Raw genomic sequence first — 15334 nt, 5'->3', positions numbered from 1 at the left:
GGCAGCCGACCAACGGTCGGCTCTACGAAATTGTGGTGCCGTGGCAGCCGGCGTGGCACCGCAGCCGACCAGCGGTCGGCTCTACCGCGTGGGTGGTCAGCGCGGCTGCTTGATCGGGAGTACCAGGCGGAACCTGGAGCCTACGCCGGGGGTGCTGTCCAGGTCGATGCGGCCGTGGTGCTTGTTGACGATGCTGTAGGAAATCGACAGACCGAGACCGGTGCCGCTGCCGACCGGCTTGGTGGTGAAGAACGGGTCGAAGATGCGCTGGCGCAGGTCCGGCGAGATGCCGCCGCCGGTGTCTTCGAACTCCACCCACACGTGGTCGCCATCCACGCCGGTGCGCACGGTGATCGTGCCGCGCTCGGCGATGGCGTGGCCGGCGTTGAGCAGCAGGTTCATGTAGACCTGGTTGAGCTCGGACGGCAGGCATTCCACCAGCGGCAGCTGGCCGAACTCGCGCTGCAGGGTGACCTTGTACTTGAGCTCGTTCCAGATGATGTTGATGGTCGATTCGAGACCGGAATGCAGGTCGACCAGCTTCCAGGACTCATCGCGGCCGGAATAGGAGAAGTCCTTGAGGTCGCGCACGATCCGGGTGACCCGCTCGATGCCTTCGCGCGACTCGGCCATCAGCTGCGGCAGGTCGCGGCTGATGAAATCGATGTCGAAGCGGTTGCGGATGTCGTCGATCTCCGGGATCAGCGCCTTCGGATCGGGGGCGCGCAGGGCGCGTTCGTAAGCCTCGATCACGGTGAACAGGCTGCGCAGGTATTCCTGCAGGCTGCCCAGGTTGGAGTGCACGTAGCCGATGGGGTTGTTGATCTCGTGCGCCACGCCGGCGGCAAGCTGGCCGATGGAGGCCATTTTCTCGGACTGGAGCAGCTTCTCCTGGGTGCCGTTGAGGCGCAGGTAGGCCTGGCGCAGCTCGGCATGGCGCTGCTGCAGCTCGCGTTCGTAGTCTTCCTGGCCTTCGATGCGGCGGAACAGGGCCAGGTAATGGCGCTGGCCGGCTTCTTCGTGCTGGTACAGGTGGGCGATGACCATGCGCTCGCCGACCGGCAGGCTGCCGTTCCAGTGGCCATGCAGGCGTGCGTGCTCCAGCGCGTCCGGTGGCAGCAGCTGGTGCAGCCATTGCGCCGCCCCCAGCCCGGCGGCGTTCTCGGCCTGGCCGAGCATCTCACTGACGGCCGCATTGGCCAGGGCCACGCTGCCATCCTCGCGGAACAGCAGCATGCCTTCGTTGACACGCTCGAACAGGGCGAGCAGGACCGGCTGCGGGGGCAGCGGTGCGGTGACGAGGTTGGAAGAAGCGGTCACGGTCACATCGGGCAGTCGAAACAGGCGCCCAATATACGCGTTGGCCTGCGCGACGGAAGCCCGCGGACGCGTTCGCGGCCCGCGCGGGCCGGATCAGGCGACGGCGAGCGGCCGGCGGGTATGCAGCGTGCTGGACTGGCCCTTGGCGTCGTAGGACGAGGCGTCTTCGCTGCGGCCGAGCTGGCGCAGGGCCCAGTTGACCTCGCGGCGGCGGCGCGACAGCAGCACGCCATTGGCGCGGTTGCGCTCGGCCAGTTCCTGCAGGCGCTCGCCCTGCCCGACCGGCGGCACGGTCTCGAGCGCGCGCAGCGCCTCGAGCTTGGCGCCGGTGGCCCGGATCAGGGCCTGCACGTCATGCTCGACCAATGCCTGGCGTTCGACGTCCAAGGCATCGCTGAGGCGCTGCAATGGCTCGCTCATCGCCAGTTTCATCCCTGCAGCTGCTGGTCCAGCTCGAGCATGCGCGAGGCGATCGCATCGGGATTGATCTTGTAGGTGCCGTTCTGCAGCGACTCACGCACGGCCTGCACGCGGCCGGCGTCGATCGCCGGGGCGCTGTTCAGTTCGCGCTGCAGGGCCTGCAGGCTGGTGGCTTCACCGGTCAGGCGCAGGCTGTCGGCGGCTTCCACCGGACGCGTCGGGGAATCGGCGCTGGCGGCCGGCTTGCTGCCAAGCGCGACACTGCGCAGATGGGCGGTGGCCTGCAGGTTGCCGTCGATTTTCTGGCTCATGGAGTTGTCCTGGAAGTACGGTTCACAAGGGATAACGGCATGGAGACCGCCATCTTTAGGGGATTCTGCGGTTTTTTTGGCACATTCCGCCGCGGGTTCAGCATTGTGCTCAACGCGTCACAAAAACGTCGCCGTTGGCGGCCACGGTGCCCTGGACGATCTTCCGCGAGGACAGATTTTCCACCGACACCCGCTCGTTCTCGCCGGCGTCGGCCATGGCCTTGCCCGCGACCCGCACCTCCACGCCCCCCAACCGCGACACCAGCGCCACGTTGTCGCCACGGCGCACGAGGCGCTGGGCGACCAGGTCGTTGGCCGAGAGCAGGCTGCCGGCACTGAGTGTACGCCGGGCCACCCGCCCGACCGCGGCGGCCGGATCGGCCAGCGCGGCGCCGGCGATACGGGCCACGTCACGCTGGGCAGTGGTGATATCGGCGGCGGCCAGGGTTTCTCCAGCGCTGATGCCCCGGTTGAGGATGAGTACGGTCTGGTTGCGGCGCACCTTGACCGGAACGAACAGGCGCCAGCCGCCGGCATCCGGGCAGCTGACTTCCACGGTGCTGGTGCCGGTGGGCTGGGCACGCAAGCCCTGGCCGCAGGCCGGCAGGCGCAGCGCGGAATCCAGGGTGGTGTCGCCCTCGGTCCCGGCCGGCAGGGTAGACAGCGCGGCGGCGCGGATGCTGTCCACCGGCTGCCAACCGCCGGCGGCGGACGCGGGCAGCGTGGCCAGGGCGAACACGGCAAGGATGATCCAACGCATGGCGACTCCACGGGCAAGGCACATGTGCAGCGTCCTGCAAGGGCCGTGCCGGAATCGGCGCGGCGGCGCGCTCAAGTCGGCGGGGCTGGCGCCGATACCACTCCCATGTCACATGACCTGCTCAACCGCATCGACCAGCGTACGCGCCTGGCCGGCCACAATCGTCTGGCCCTGCTGCTGTTCCGGCTCGGCGGACGCCAGCTTTTTGGCGTGAATGTGTTCAAGGTGCAGGAAGTCCTGCGCCGCCCGGACCTGTTCCAGGTGCCCGGGCTGCCCAGCCAGTTCGCCGGCGTGGCCGATGTGCGTGGCCGCTCGGTGCCGGTGCTGGACCTTGGGCTGGCGATCGGCCACCCCGAACGCGAACCGAACGCCGACAAGGCGCCGGGCTACCTGGTGGTGACCGAGTTCAACCGGTCGATCCAGGGCTTCCTGGTGAGCGGGGTGGAACGCATCGTCAACATCGCGGTGGAGGATATCCACCCGCCGCCGGAACTGGGCGCCGAATCGAGCTATCTGACTGCGGTGACGCGGTTCCAGGGCGAGTTGATCCAGGTGATCGACGTGGAAAGCGTGCTGGCCGATATCGCGCAGGTGCGTGGCGAGGCAGTGCTGGACCCGTCCCTGGCGCAGGCGCTGCCCACGGATGGGCCGCAGCTGCAGGTGCTGGTGGTGGACGACTCGCGGGTGGCCCGTCAGCAGATCCGCAGCGTGCTGGACCAGTTGGGGGTGGGGGCGACCCTGCTGTCGGACGGCAAGCAGGCGCTGGACCACCTGCTGCAGATCCATGCCTCGGGCGAGAACCCGGCCGAGCGCTACGCGATGGTGATCTCGGACATCGAGATGCCGGCGATGGACGGTTACACGCTGACGACGGAAATCCGTCGCCACCCGGGCCTGGCGGGGCTGTACGTGCTGCTGCACACCTCGCTGTCGGGCGTGTTCAACAACGCGATGGTCGAGCGGGTGGGCGCCAACGCGTTCGTGGCCAAGTATTCGCCGCATGAGTTGGCCGATTTCGTGCTGGACCGGTTGCGGAAGGTGGCGCTGGCGGCCTGATTGTCCGGGTGAGTAGCGGCGGTTGGCATACCGTTTGTGGGACGGGGTGGATGGGGCGGCGCCCTGGTTATCTTGTGAGCGTTGAGTAGGAGCAGCCGAGCATGGCTCGGCTCTACCGGTGTCCAGGCGCAGCCGGGCATGGCTCGGCTCTACCCGTGTCCAGGAGCAGCCGGGCATGGCTCGGCTCTACCCGTGTCCAGGAGCAGCCGAGCATGGCTCGGCTCTACCGGTGTCCAGGCGCAGCCGGGCATGGCTCGGCTTTGTCGGTTCATCAAGCCCAGCGCTCCGCTGGGCTTTTTTGTGGGCGCGGCGGTGGTTCAGCCTGGGATGGCCCGGCGCTTCCAACGCGCAGCCGCCAGCAGCCGGGCCGGGGCGCGGAGCGGGGTTCACGGCGTGTCCCGGCAGGGGTTCAGGGCGCTCGGCCGGTGGGTGTGCTTGAACGTTGGGGTTCATGGGGCTTCAGCCGACCAACGGTCGGCTCTACCCCCTCCGCAGGCTGTGGGCTTCCTGTCCGACGACGCAAGCGTGTCCTGGCGAGGGTCGGTGGCGGCAGGCGTGGCGGCAAATCGCAGACTGGCACAGCCCTTGCACCACTCCCACCATCGTCCCGTGGGAGCGTGCCATGCCCAATCTGATTTCCGACTATCTGGGGGTCCATGCCCAGGCCATGCCGTTGCGCGAGCAGCGGATGAAGCTCATCGCCAGCAACCTGAGCAATGCCGACACCCCCGGCTACAAGGCCCAGGACCTCGACTTCGATGCCGCCCTGCGCAATGCCCAGGGCCTGGACAGCAATGGCCTGATGAAAACCACCAACGAGCAGCATTACGCCATCGGCGGCGGCCTCAACCCCTTCCAGATCACCAAGGAAGGCGTGCAGCCCAGCATCGACGGCAACACCGTCGACCCCGACGCCGAACGGGCCGCCTACGGCCGCGCCGCGCTGGAATACCGCGCCTCGCTCAGCTTCGTCGAATCCAAGGTGCGCTCCATGCTCACCGCCATCACGGGCCAATAAGCCATGAGCAACCTGCCCATTTTCGATATCGCCGGCTCCGCCCTCCAGGCCCAGTCGGTGCGCATGAGCACCATCGCCTCCAACCTCTCCAACGCCGACACCGTCGCCGGTTCGGCGCAGGCCGTCTACAAGCCGCTGGAGCCGATCTTCCAGTCGGTCACCAGCCGCACCGATCCCAACATCACCACCGTCCAGGTCAAGGAAATCAGCCAGAGCGACGCAGCGCCGATCAAGCGCTACGAGCCCGGTCATCCGCTGGCCGACGGCGACGGCTACATCTACCAGCCCGACGTCGACCCGGTCGCGCAGATGGTCAACCTCATCTCCACCTCGCGCAATTACCAGGCCGGCGTGGAAATGCTGACCACCGCCAAGGAACTGGCGCTGGCCACCCTGACCATGGGTCGCTGACCCTCGCCCCCACAGGACTTACCGTCATGAGCACCACTTCCGGCGTTGGCCAGAACAGCGATGTGTACACCGCGCTGGGCCTCAATGCGCCCAACAGCGACACCAGCAAGAAGAAGAGCACCCTGGACCAGGCCGATTTCCTGCGCCTGATGACCGAGCAGCTGCAGCACCAGGACCCGCTCAAGCCCATGGACAACACCCAGATGGTGGCGCAGATGGCGCAGCTGTCCCAGGTGCAGGGCATCACCGACCTCAACACCACGGTACAGGGCTTCCAGGACCAGATGTCCAGCGACCAGATCCTGCGCGGTGCCGCGCTGGTCGGTCACGACGTGCTGGTGCCCTCGACCAAGTGGCAGCTGGAGGCCGAAGGCACGACCAGCGGCATGGTCGCTGCCTCCGGGGCCGGCTACGTCAACGTGGAGATCACCGACGCCAACGGCGTCAAGGTCAACACCATCAGCGTGGAAGCCAAGGCCGCCGGCGAAGTGACCTTCGACTGGGATGGCAAGGATGCCAACGGCAACCGCATGGCGCCGGGCAGCTACACCATCGCCGCCACCTTCACCGACAGCGCCGGTGCCCAGAGCAAGGTCAACACCTACGTTGAAGCGCCCGTGGAAAGCGTCACGGTCGGTTCGGACGGGCTGTACCTCAACCTCAAGGGCCTCGGTACGGCCCCCATCGACTACGTGCTCCGCATCAGCTGAGCCGCCCTACCCCGCATACCAGGAGCAATCCCATGGGCTTCAACATCTCGCTGTCCGGCATCAACGCCGCCAATGCCGATCTGAACGTCACCGCGAACAACATCGCCAACGTCAACACGACCGGCTTCAAGGAATCGCGCGCCGAGTTCGCCGACCTGTTCTCGGCCACCAGCTACGGCCTGTCCAAGAACGCGGTCGGCTCGGGCGTGCGCCTGACCAACGTGGCCCAGCAGTTCTCGCAGGGCAACAACGAACAGACCGGGCGCAGCCTGGACATGGCCATTTCCGGTGAGGGCTTCTTCACCATGACCATGAACGGTGCCCGCGTCTATTCGCGCGCCGGCAACTTCCAGACCGACCAGGCCGGCTACGTGACCAACCCGCAGGGCGCGCGCCTGCAGGTGTTCGCGCCGAACGCCGATGGCACCAGCTTCGACGCCGGCCGCCTGGTCGACCTGCAGCTGCTCACCACCGACAGCCCGCCCAAGCAGACCAGCAAGGTCAACGTGAGCTTCACCCTGCCGGCCGACGCCAAGGTGCCGACGGTGAACGTGTTCGACCCGACCGATTCCAACAGCTACAGCCAGTCCACCGGCGGCATCACCGTCTACGACTCGCTGGGCGTCAGCCACACCCAGACGTCGTACTTCGTCAAGACCGCCAACCCGAACGAATGGCAGGTCTACAACTATGTCGACGGCCAGGCCGCCGGCGGCGTCAGCACGCTGACCTTCAACAACGCCGGCGCGTTGACCGCCCCGACCAACGGCCAGATCACCCTGGCCCCGTTCACCCCCAGCACCGGCGCTGGCCAGCTGGCGCTGACCCTGGACATCAGCGGGTCCACCCAGTACGGCGAGAAGTTCGCCCTGCGCAACACCCAGCAGGACGGCTACGCCGCCGGCAAGCTCAACGAAGTCACCGTGTCCGAAGAAGGCGTGGTCTACGCGCGCTACTCCAATGGCGACGACAAGCCGCTGGGCCAGGTGGCGCTGACCACCTTCAACAACGCGCAGGGCCTGGAAGCCAAGGGCAACAACCTGTGGGTGGAAACCTTCAGCTCGGGCACCCCGCGTACCGGCGCACCGGACAGCTCCAACCTGGGCAAGGTCCAGGCCGGGTCGCTGGAAGCCTCCACGGTCGACCTGACCGAGCAGCTGGTCAACATGATCACCGCCCAGCGCAACTTCCAGGCCAACTCGCAGATGGTCTCCACCATGGACCAGATCACCCAGACCATCATCAACATCCGTTGATGAGCCACTGACCGCATCACGGGACCAAGACGATGGACAAGGCGCTCTACGTAGCGATGACCGGTGCACGTGCCTCGCTGCAGGCACAGGGCACGCTCTCGCACAACCTGGCCAACACCGATACCCCTGGCTTCAAGGAAGCCCTCGCCAATACCGAGGCCTTCCCGATCAAGGGCACCGGCTACGCCTCGCGCGTGGACGCCCTGCACGTCGATGCCGGCTTCAACCGCCGCATGGGCGCGCAGCAGATCACCGGCAACCCGCTGGACCTGTCGCTGCAGTCGGGCAACTGGCTGGCGGTGCAGGCACCGGCCGGCGGCGGCGAGGCCTATACCCGGGGTGCGGCGCTCTCGATCACGCCCAATGGCCAGCTGGTGACCGCCGGCGGCCATCCGGTGCTGGACGAGAACGGCGCGCCGATCGCGATTCCGCCGCACCAGGCGATGGACATCGGCAACGACGGCACGATCTCGATCATTCCGCTGGGCGAAGGCCCGCAGACCATGGCCAACATCGGCCGGATCCGCGTGGTCGCGGCGGCCGATGAACGCCTGGAGCGCGGCCTGGACGGCTTGATGCGCAACACCGACCCGCAGCAGCCGTTCGTGCAGGCCCAGGGCAAGTCGCTGGAAAGCGGCCAGCTGGAAGGCAGCAACGTGGATGCCGCCGGCGCGCTGGTGCAGATGATCCAGCTGCAGCGGCAGTACGAAATGCAGGTGAAGGTGATCAAGCACGGCGACGACAACGCCCGCAGCGCCAACAGCCTGCTGCGCCTGGGCGGCTGACCCGGACCGGGCTGAGCAGGCACCGCCGTAATTCTGGCGCGGTTCTGGCACGGCCCATGCATCGCCCCCCTGTAACGGCCGCCCCGGGCGGCCACCCGCATCATTCAAAGGAACATCGCCATGAACCAGGCATTGTGGATCGCCAAGACCGGACTGGATGCGCAGCAGACGCGCATGTCGGTGGTTTCCAACAACCTCGCCAACACCAACACCACCGGTTTCAAGCAGGACCGTGCCAGCTTCGAAGACCTGCTGTACCAGCAGGTGCGGCAGCCGGGCGGTTCCTCCTCGGCGCAGACCCAGTTGCCCACCGGCCTGCAGTTGGGTACCGGCGTGCGCGTGGTCGCCACGTCGAAGAACTTCGAACAGGGCAGCCAGCAGCAGACCGGTCGCGCGCTGGACGTGATGGTCAATGGCCGCGGCTTCTTCGAAGTGCAGATGCCCGATGGTTCATCGGCGTATACCCGCGATGGCTCCTTCCAGCGCAACCAGGACGGCGAGCTGGTGACCAACAGCGGCTACCCGGTGCAGCCGGGCATCCAGATTCCCGAAGGCGCGCAGTCGCTGACCATCGGTACCGACGGCACCATCAGCGTGAAGATGGCCGACGACGCCGCCTCGGTGGAAATCGGCGCGCTGACCCTCACCGACTTCGTCAACCCGGCGGGCCTGCAGGCCCGCGGGGAAAACCTGTTCCTGGAAACCACCGCCTCCGGTCCCGCCCAGAACGGCAACCCCGGCCTCAATGGGCTGGGCAGCGTGGTCCAGGGCGCGCTGGAAGGCAGCAACGTCAACGTGGTCGAGGAGCTGGTGTCGATGATCGAAACCCAGCGCGCCTACGAAATGAACGCCAAGGCGATCTCCACCACCGACGCGATGCTCGGCTACCTCAACCAGAACGTCTGATCGGTCGAACCGGGAACCCTGCCATGTCGCCCCTGCCCCTTACCCTCCGTCTGTCGCTCGCCAGCGCCCTGGTCGCCCTGCTCGGCGGCTGTGTCATCGCCGGCGATGTGCGGCCCTACCCGGCGATGGCGCCGATCACCCCGATCGTGGCGCCCACCGCGCCGGCCACCGCCGGCGCGATCTACGCCGCCGGCCCGGGCCTGCAGCTGTACTCGGACCGGCGCGCACGCGACGTGGGCGACCTGCTGACCATCACCCTGACCGAAAACACCACCGCGCAGACCACCGCCAATACCACCACCGCCAAGGAATCGGAGCTGAGCATCGGCACCCCGACCCTGTTTGGCGCGCCGGTCACCCTGGGCGGCAAGGACATCCTGGCCGCGAGCGCGGCCGGTTCGCGCGACTTCACCGGCAAGGGCACCAGCGCGCAGAGCAACCGCCTGGTGGGCAACGTGACGGTCACGGTGATCCAGCGCCTGCCCAACGGCAATCTGGTGGTCCAGGGCGCCAAGAACCTGCGGCTCAACCAGGGCGATGAACTGGTGCAGGTGCAGGGCATCGTGCGTGCGGCGGACATCTCCCAGGACAACACCATTCCCTCAAGCCGCGTTGCCGATGCCCGCATCGTCTACGGCGGCCGCGGCCCGGTGGCCCAATCCAATGCGATGGGCTGGCTGAGCCGTTTCTTCAACTCGGCGTTGACGCCGTTCTGAGCCTGACATGACCCTTTCCTTTTCCCTGTTCGGGCAGCGACGCATGGCGTCGCCCTACGTGGTGCATGCGCTGGCGGTCCTGCTGGCGACCTTCGCCGTGGTGGCACCGGCCTCGGCCGAGCGCATCAAGGACCTGGCCCAGGTGGGCGGCGTGCGCACCAACGCGCTGGTCGGCTACGGGCTGGTGGTCGGCCTGGATGGCAGCGGCGACCGCACCAGCCAGGCGCCCTTCACCGTGCAGAGCCTGAAGAACCTGCTGGGCGAGCTGGGCGTGAACGTGCCGGCCAACGTCAATCCGCAGCTCAAGAACGTGGCCGCCGTGGCGATCCACGCCGAGCTGCCGCCGTTCGCCAAGCCGGGCCAGCCCATCGACATTACCGTGTCCTCGATCGGCAACGCGGTCTCGCTGCGCGGAGGCTCGCTGCTGATGGCCCCGCTGCGCGGCGCCGACGGCCAGGTCTACGCCATCGCCCAGGGCAACCTGGTGGTCGGCGGTTTCGGTGCGCAGGGCAAGGACGGCTCGCGCGTCTCGGTGAACGTGCCCAGCGTGGGCCGCATTCCCAATGGCGCCACGGTCGAACGTGCGCTGCCGGACGTGTTCAACGGCGGCGGCGACATCACCCTGAACCTGCACAAGAACGACTTCACCACGGTCTCGCGCATGGTCGCCGCGCTCAACAATGCCTTCGGCGATGGCGCCGCGCGTGCGATCGACGGCGTGACGGTGTCGGTGCAGTCGCCGAGCGACCCGGGCGCACGCATCGGCCTGCTGGCCCGCATCGAGAACCTGGAACTCACCCCCGGCAGCGCGCCGGCCAAGGTGGTGGTCAACGCCCGCACCGGCACGGTGGTGATCGGCTCGCAGGTGCGCGTGGGCGCGGCGGCCATCTCGCATGGCTCGCTCACCGTGACCATCAACGAGAACACCAACGTCAGCCAGCCCAACGCGTTCGGCAATGGCCAGACCGTGGCCACCCCGCAGTCCACCATCACCGCCACCAACGATGGCAGCCGCATGTTCAAGTTCACCGGCGGCACCACGCTGGATGAGATCGTGCACGCGGTCAATGCGGTGGGCGCTGCCCCCGGCGACCTGATCGCCATCCTGGAAGCCCTCAAGCAGGCCGGTGCGCTCAGCGCCGAACTCGAGGTGATCTGACATGCGCATTACTCCGGCACTGGAACTCAATCCGGCCCAGGCCAACAGCCCGGCCAAGGTGGACAAGGTGGCGCGCCAGCTGGAAGGCCAGTTCGCGCAGATGCTGGTCAAGAGCATGCGCGATGCCAGCTTTGGCGACTCGCTGTTCCCCGCCGAAAACACCATGTTCCGCGAGATGTACGACCACAAGATCGCCGAGGCCATGACCCGTGGCCGCGGCCTGGGCCTGTCGGCGATGATCACCCGCCAGCTCGGCGGCGCCGAGGCCGATGCGGCCAAGCCGACGGACACCGCGTTGAACCCGGCCGCGGCGTTGCGCGCCTACCGGCTCAATGCGCCGGCCGCTGCGCCGATGGCGCTGCCGGCCTCGGCCACGCCGGCCGGCGCGCCGAGCGAGGTGGAGATGCTGCAGCAGCTGCGCGGCGCCGACCCGTCGGCGGTGTTGCAGCCGATGGAGCGCGCGCTGGACCTGATCGCCGGCCGCGAAAGCAGCCAGATGCACGAGGCGCTCGGGCGCAGCGATCCGTATTCGGCCACCCCGGGCGTCACCGATCCCACCCAGGAGAACTGGGCCGCGCTGGCCAACGACCGCTGGAGCGGCGTCAACGACAGCGCCGCCCCGCGCGGGCCCAGCGCGGTGGATACGCTGGCCGCCAGTACCGCCGCCGCCCAGCTCGGCCCGCACACGCCGGAAGGCTTCGTGGCCAGCATCTGGAACCACGCCCAGCAGGCCGCGCGCGAACTCGGCGTGGACGCCAAGGCGCTGGTCGCCCAGGCCGCGCTGGAAACCGGCTGGGGCCGCAAGCTGGTGCAGCGCAACGGTGGCGGCAGCTCGCACAACCTGTTCGGGATCAAGGCCACCGGCTGGAGCGGCGAGCGCGCCAGCAGCGGCACCCATGAATACGTGGACGGCGTGCGTCGCAATGAAACGGCCAGCTTCCGCGCCTACACCTCGGTCGGCGACAGCTTTGCCGACTACGTGAAGCTGCTCAAGAACAGCCCGCGCTACCAGAACGCGCTGCAGGCCGGCGGCGACGTCCGCGGCTTCGCGCAGGGCCTGCAGAAGGCCGGCTACGCCACCGATCCCAGCTACGCGGCGAAGATCGCCGCGATCGCCGGCGGCCCGACCATCGAGCGCGCCATCGCCGCCGTGGGCGATGCCAGCCAGCGCCTGGGCCAGACCTTTGCCAGCACCGCCAGCCCGACCGGGCTGGGTGTCATCCGTCGTTGAGGTAATCCATGTCCAGCGTACTTTCCACCGGCACCAGCGCCCTGCTCGCCTTCCAGCGGGCGCTGGCGACCACCAGCCATAACGTCGCCAACATCAATACGCCCGGCTACAGCCGGCAGAAGGTCGACTTCGCCACCGCCAATCCGCAGAACGTCGGCTATGGCGACGTCGGCAACGGCACCCGCATCACCGACATCCGCCGGGTGGCCGACCAGCTGGCGATCTCGCGGTTGCTCGATGGCAGTGGCGAACTGGCGCGGTTGAAGCAGTTGTCGAGCATGGCCGACCGTGTGGATGCGATGTTCTCCGATACCGCCACCAACGTATCCGGGGTCTGGTCGAGCTTCTTCGACACCGTCAGCGGCCTGTCCTCCAATGCCTCGGGCACGGCCGACCGGCAGAACATGCTGGACGGCGGCAAGACCCTGGCCGGCCGCTTCCAGCAGCTCAACGGCCAGCTCAATACGCTCAACGGGGAGGTCAACAACGGCCTCATCGCCGGCGCGTCGGAGATCAACCGGCTGGCCAAGGAGATCGCCCAGCTCAACGGCAGCATCGGCGGCAACGCGGCCAACGCCGCGCCGGACCTGCTGGATCGCCGCGATGCGCTGATCGCCAACCTGGTCGGCTACACCGGTGGCAACGCGGTGATGCAGGACGGCGGCGTGATGAATGTCTACACCGCCGGTGGCCAGGCGCTGGTGGTGGGCACCACTGCCTCCAAGGTCACCACCGTGGCCGATCCGTACATGCCCGAGCGCCTGCAGCTCGCGCTGGAGAGCGCCGGCCAGAAAATCACCCTGGAACCCAAGACGCTTGGCGGCCAGATCGGCGGCCTGCTGGAGTTCCGCGATACGGTGCTGACGCCGACCCAGGCCGAACTGGGCAAGCTGGCCGTCGGCATGGCCAGCAGCTTCAACGATGTGCACCGCCAGGGCGCGGACCTGTACGGCAACCTGGGTGGGGACTTCTTCAACATCGGCAGCCCGCGCATCACCGGCAACGCCAACAACACCGGCACCGCCAGCATGACCGCCAGCTTCGGCGACCTGTCCAAGCTGGACGGGCAGAACGTGCTGCTCAAGTTTGACGGCACCCAGTGGCAGGCGACCCGCGCCGACACCGGCGCGGCGATCCCGATGACCGGTACCGGCAGCGCCACCGACCCGCTGGTGATCAACGGGGTGGAACTGGTGATGACCGGCACTCCGGCGGTGAACGACCGCATGCTGCTGCAGCCCACCGCAGGCGTGGCCGGCACCCTGTCGGTGGCGATCACCGACACCTCGCGCATTGCCGCGGCCGCCCCGATCAAGGGCACCGCCGCCCTGACCAACACCGGCACCGGCAAGCTCACCGGGGTCAAGGTGACCGACCACACCAACGCGGCGCTGCGCACTCCGGCGGCGATCGTGTTCACCAGCGCCACCGAGTACACCCTCGACGGCACCGGTCCGTTCACGTACACCGCCGGCCAGACCATCAGCGCCAACGGCTGGAGTTTCGTGCTCGATGGTGCGCCCAAGACCGGCGACACCTTCAGCATCGGTCCGACCCCGGCCGGATCCTCGGACAACAGCAACGCCCTGCTGCTGGCCAAGGTGGAACAGGCCAAGACGTTCAACGACGGCACCGTCACCCTCAGCGGCGCGCTCGGTGGCCTGACCACCCAGGTCGGCGCGGCGGCACGCTCGGCCGACTACTCGCTGCAGGCCCAGCAGGTGATCACCGACCAGGCGCAGTCCGCGCGCGATTCGATCTCCGGGGTCAACCTGGATGAGGAAGCAGCCGACATGCTGCGCCTGCAGCAGGCCTACCAGGCCGCCTCGCAGCTGATCTCCACCGCCGACAACATGTTCCAGACCATCCTCGGAGCCGTGAGCCGATGAACAGCCGCATTTCCACCGGGATGATGTTCCAGCAGTCGGTGTCGTTGATGATGGCCAAGCAGGCCAAGATGAGCCACCTGGAACAGCAGATCGCCACCGGCCGCCGGCTGGTGACCGCCAAGGACGACCCGGTCGCCTCCGGCGCCGCCGTGGGCCTGGACCGCACCCTGGCCTCGCTGGACCGCATGCAGCTCAACGCGGGCAACGTGCAGAACCGGCTGGGCCTGCAGGAAAACGCGCTGGCCCAGGTCGGCGACATGATGGGGCGCATCACCGAATTGACGATTTACGCCAACAACCCGGCGCTGGCGGCGTCGGACAAGCAGTCGATGGTGACCGAAATCGAGGCGATCCGCGGCAACCTGCTGGCGCTGGCCAACAGCACCGACGGCACCGGGCGCTATCTGTTCGGCGGGACGGCCGATGACAGCCCGCCGTTCAGCCAGATCGATGGCAAGGTGGTCTACAACGGCGACCAGAACCAGCGCCAGGTCGAGGTCGGGCCGGACACGTACGTGCTCGATGCCCTGCCCGGCAGCGAGATTTTCCTGCGGATCGGTACGGGCGATGGGCACGTGGATGGGGCGGCCAGCACGGCGAACACTGGCACGGGCGTGCTGACCAACGTGACCCGCGACGGCAGCGACAGCTGGAACGGCCAGGGCTTCAGTGTGCGCTTCACCGCCGAAGACCAGTACGAGCTGCTGGATGCCGGCGGTACGGTGGTGTCCACCGGGACGATGAAGGCGGGCGACGATCTGGTGCTCAACGGGGTACGTCTGCACATCGACGGCAAGCCGGCGGCCGGCGATACCTTCGAGGTCAGTCCGGCGACGAGCCGGGATATCTTCAGCACGTTGGACAGTCTGATCGGGTCGCTGAAAATGGACACCGGCAGCGCGGCCAAGTCGGCGGCACAGCAGAATCTGCTGCAAAGCGGTCTGCGTGACGTTGCGCGGGCCTCGGAGCGGATGATCGACTCGCGTGCGGCCGGTGGTGCGCAGTTGAAGGCGCTGGACAATGCGGCGGACATGCGCGAGTCCAATACGGTGACGCTCAAGAGCACGCTCTCGCAGATGCGCGATCTGGACTACGCCGATGCGATCAGTCAGTACCAGCTGGAGAGCACTGCCCTCCAGGCCGCGCAGACGCTGTTCTCGCAGATGCAGCAGATGTCGTTGTTCAACGTGTTGCGCTGATACCGCGACACGACACTCCGGATGGCCAAAAAGCCGCGATGCGTTGAGCATCGCGGCTTTTTTCGTTTTTCTTCAAAGCGTTTCAAAGCAACGGCCTCAGTCTGCCGCTGTTCCTGTTTGGGCGGGGGTGTGTGGGTTCGCGGGACACGCCGTAAACCCATCCATGGGGGCTCGCACACGCCATCCA

At 67.6% G+C, this 15334-nt stretch carries 16 protein-coding genes; 12 read left to right on the top strand and 4 right to left on the bottom strand.

Annotated features, from left to right (window positions below):
- Window positions 1-96: 96 nt before the first annotated feature.
- The 4 genes from M2421_RS00590 to flgA form a co-directional block, all read right to left on the bottom strand.
- Window positions 97-1320 carry an ATP-binding protein gene (locus M2421_RS00590; RefSeq protein WP_259202574.1) on the bottom strand — a complete coding sequence of 408 codons (1224 nt, stop codon included), beginning with the start codon at window positions 1318-1320 and terminating at the stop codon, window positions 97-99.
- Between the two features lie 93 nt (window positions 1321-1413).
- Window positions 1414-1752, bottom strand: a complete 339-nt coding sequence (locus M2421_RS00585) for a flagellar protein FlgN (protein ID WP_259202573.1) — start codon at window positions 1750-1752, stop codon at window positions 1414-1416.
- Window positions 1749-2051 carry a flagellar biosynthesis anti-sigma factor FlgM gene (flgM, locus tag M2421_RS00580; protein ID WP_259202572.1) on the bottom strand — a complete coding sequence of 101 codons (303 nt, stop codon included), beginning with the start codon at window positions 2049-2051 and terminating at the stop codon, window positions 1749-1751. Before flgM ends, M2421_RS00585 begins: the two co-directional genes overlap by 4 nt.
- Window positions 2052-2160: 109 nt before the next feature.
- A complete protein-coding gene (gene flgA, locus M2421_RS00575) occupies window positions 2161-2811 on the bottom strand; it encodes a flagellar basal body P-ring formation chaperone FlgA (protein ID WP_259202571.1) in 651 nt (216 codons plus the stop codon).
- Window positions 2812-2916: 105 nt separating this feature from the next.
- On the opposite strand from flgA, the gene M2421_RS00570 reads away from it, so the two are divergent.
- The 12 genes from M2421_RS00570 (at window position 2917) to flgL (ending at window position 15147) form a co-directional block, all read left to right on the top strand.
- Window positions 2917-3867, top strand: coding sequence for a chemotaxis protein (locus tag M2421_RS00570; RefSeq protein ID WP_259202570.1), 951 nt, complete (start codon window positions 2917-2919; stop codon window positions 3865-3867).
- A gap of 622 nt (window positions 3868-4489) precedes the next feature.
- On the top strand, window positions 4490-4885 hold the full coding sequence (flgB, locus tag M2421_RS00565; RefSeq protein WP_259202569.1) for a flagellar basal body rod protein FlgB: 396 nt from the start codon (window positions 4490-4492) through the stop codon (window positions 4883-4885).
- 3 nt (window positions 4886-4888) lie between these two features.
- Entirely contained in the window at window positions 4889-5296 is a 408-nt protein-coding gene (flgC, locus tag M2421_RS00560; protein ID WP_259202568.1) for a flagellar basal body rod protein FlgC, read from the top strand.
- Between the two features lie 26 nt (window positions 5297-5322).
- Complete coding sequence (locus M2421_RS00555; protein WP_259202566.1) at window positions 5323-6006, top strand: flagellar hook capping FlgD N-terminal domain-containing protein; 684 nt, start codon at window positions 5323-5325, stop codon at window positions 6004-6006.
- Between the two features lie 32 nt (window positions 6007-6038).
- Entirely contained in the window at window positions 6039-7262 is a 1224-nt protein-coding gene (gene flgE / locus M2421_RS00550; protein WP_259202565.1) for a flagellar hook protein FlgE, read from the top strand.
- A gap of 32 nt (window positions 7263-7294) precedes the next feature.
- The gene (locus M2421_RS00545) at window positions 7295-8047 is read left to right on the top strand and encodes a flagellar basal body rod protein FlgF (protein WP_137189434.1); all 753 of its coding nucleotides are present in this window, start codon (window positions 7295-7297) and stop codon (window positions 8045-8047) included.
- 120 nt (window positions 8048-8167) lie between these two features.
- Window positions 8168-8953, top strand: a complete 786-nt coding sequence (gene flgG / locus M2421_RS00540; protein WP_256776987.1) for a flagellar basal-body rod protein FlgG — start codon at window positions 8168-8170, stop codon at window positions 8951-8953.
- 23 nt (window positions 8954-8976) lie between these two features.
- Window positions 8977-9669, top strand: a complete 693-nt coding sequence (gene flgH, locus M2421_RS00535) for a flagellar basal body L-ring protein FlgH (protein WP_259202564.1) — start codon at window positions 8977-8979, stop codon at window positions 9667-9669.
- Between the two features lie 43 nt (window positions 9670-9712).
- Window positions 9713-10828 (top strand): flagellar basal body P-ring protein FlgI, encoded by a 1116-nt coding sequence (locus M2421_RS00530; RefSeq protein ID WP_259203515.1) that lies wholly within the window; start codon window positions 9713-9715, stop codon window positions 10826-10828.
- 1 nt (window position 10829) lies between these two features.
- The gene (gene flgJ / locus M2421_RS00525) at window positions 10830-12059 is read left to right on the top strand and encodes a flagellar assembly peptidoglycan hydrolase FlgJ (RefSeq protein WP_259202563.1); all 1230 of its coding nucleotides are present in this window, start codon (window positions 10830-10832) and stop codon (window positions 12057-12059) included.
- Between the two features lie 8 nt (window positions 12060-12067).
- On the top strand, window positions 12068-13948 hold the full coding sequence (flgK, locus tag M2421_RS00520; RefSeq protein WP_259202562.1) for a flagellar hook-associated protein FlgK: 1881 nt from the start codon (window positions 12068-12070) through the stop codon (window positions 13946-13948).
- The gene (gene flgL, locus M2421_RS00515) at window positions 13945-15147 is read left to right on the top strand and encodes a flagellar hook-associated protein FlgL (RefSeq protein ID WP_259202561.1); all 1203 of its coding nucleotides are present in this window, start codon (window positions 13945-13947) and stop codon (window positions 15145-15147) included. Before flgK ends, flgL begins: the two co-directional genes overlap by 4 nt.
- The last annotated feature ends 187 nt before the right edge of the window (window positions 15148-15334 follow it).

Origin of the sequence: Stenotrophomonas sp. BIGb0135 (assembly GCF_024810105.1) — a bacterium.
Classification (GTDB): domain Bacteria; phylum Pseudomonadota; class Gammaproteobacteria; order Xanthomonadales; family Xanthomonadaceae; genus Stenotrophomonas; species Stenotrophomonas maltophilia_AB.
This window is presented reverse-complemented; position numbering and strand designations above follow the sequence as displayed.

What these genes read in the sequence shown, in the direction of transcription:
- M2421_RS00585 (WP_259202573.1), bottom strand. Translation starts at nt 1,752, where the DNA reads ATGAAACTGGCGATGAGCGAGCCATTGCAGCGCCTCAGCGATGCCTTG.
- flgM (WP_259202572.1), bottom strand. Translation starts at nt 2,051, where the DNA reads ATGAGCCAGAAAATCGACGGCAACCTGCAGGCCACCGCCCATCTGCGC.
- flgA (WP_259202571.1), bottom strand. Translation starts at nt 2,811, where the DNA reads ATGCGTTGGATCATCCTTGCCGTGTTCGCCCTGGCCACGCTGCCCGCG.
- M2421_RS00570 (WP_259202570.1), top strand. Translation starts at nt 2,917, where the DNA reads ATGTCACATGACCTGCTCAACCGCATCGACCAGCGTACGCGCCTGGCC.
- flgB (WP_259202569.1), top strand. Translation starts at nt 4,490, where the DNA reads ATGCCCAATCTGATTTCCGACTATCTGGGGGTCCATGCCCAGGCCATG.
- flgC (WP_259202568.1), top strand. Translation starts at nt 4,889, where the DNA reads ATGAGCAACCTGCCCATTTTCGATATCGCCGGCTCCGCCCTCCAGGCC.
- M2421_RS00555 (WP_259202566.1), top strand. Translation starts at nt 5,323, where the DNA reads ATGAGCACCACTTCCGGCGTTGGCCAGAACAGCGATGTGTACACCGCG.
- flgE (WP_259202565.1), top strand. Translation starts at nt 6,039, where the DNA reads ATGGGCTTCAACATCTCGCTGTCCGGCATCAACGCCGCCAATGCCGAT.
- M2421_RS00545 (WP_137189434.1), top strand. Translation starts at nt 7,295, where the DNA reads ATGGACAAGGCGCTCTACGTAGCGATGACCGGTGCACGTGCCTCGCTG.
- flgG (WP_256776987.1), top strand. Translation starts at nt 8,168, where the DNA reads ATGAACCAGGCATTGTGGATCGCCAAGACCGGACTGGATGCGCAGCAG.
- flgH (WP_259202564.1), top strand. Translation starts at nt 8,977, where the DNA reads ATGTCGCCCCTGCCCCTTACCCTCCGTCTGTCGCTCGCCAGCGCCCTG.
- M2421_RS00530 (WP_259203515.1), top strand. Translation starts at nt 9,713, where the DNA reads ATGGCGTCGCCCTACGTGGTGCATGCGCTGGCGGTCCTGCTGGCGACC.
- flgJ (WP_259202563.1), top strand. Translation starts at nt 10,830, where the DNA reads ATGCGCATTACTCCGGCACTGGAACTCAATCCGGCCCAGGCCAACAGC.
- flgK (WP_259202562.1), top strand. Translation starts at nt 12,068, where the DNA reads ATGTCCAGCGTACTTTCCACCGGCACCAGCGCCCTGCTCGCCTTCCAG.
- flgL (WP_259202561.1), top strand. Translation starts at nt 13,945, where the DNA reads ATGAACAGCCGCATTTCCACCGGGATGATGTTCCAGCAGTCGGTGTCG.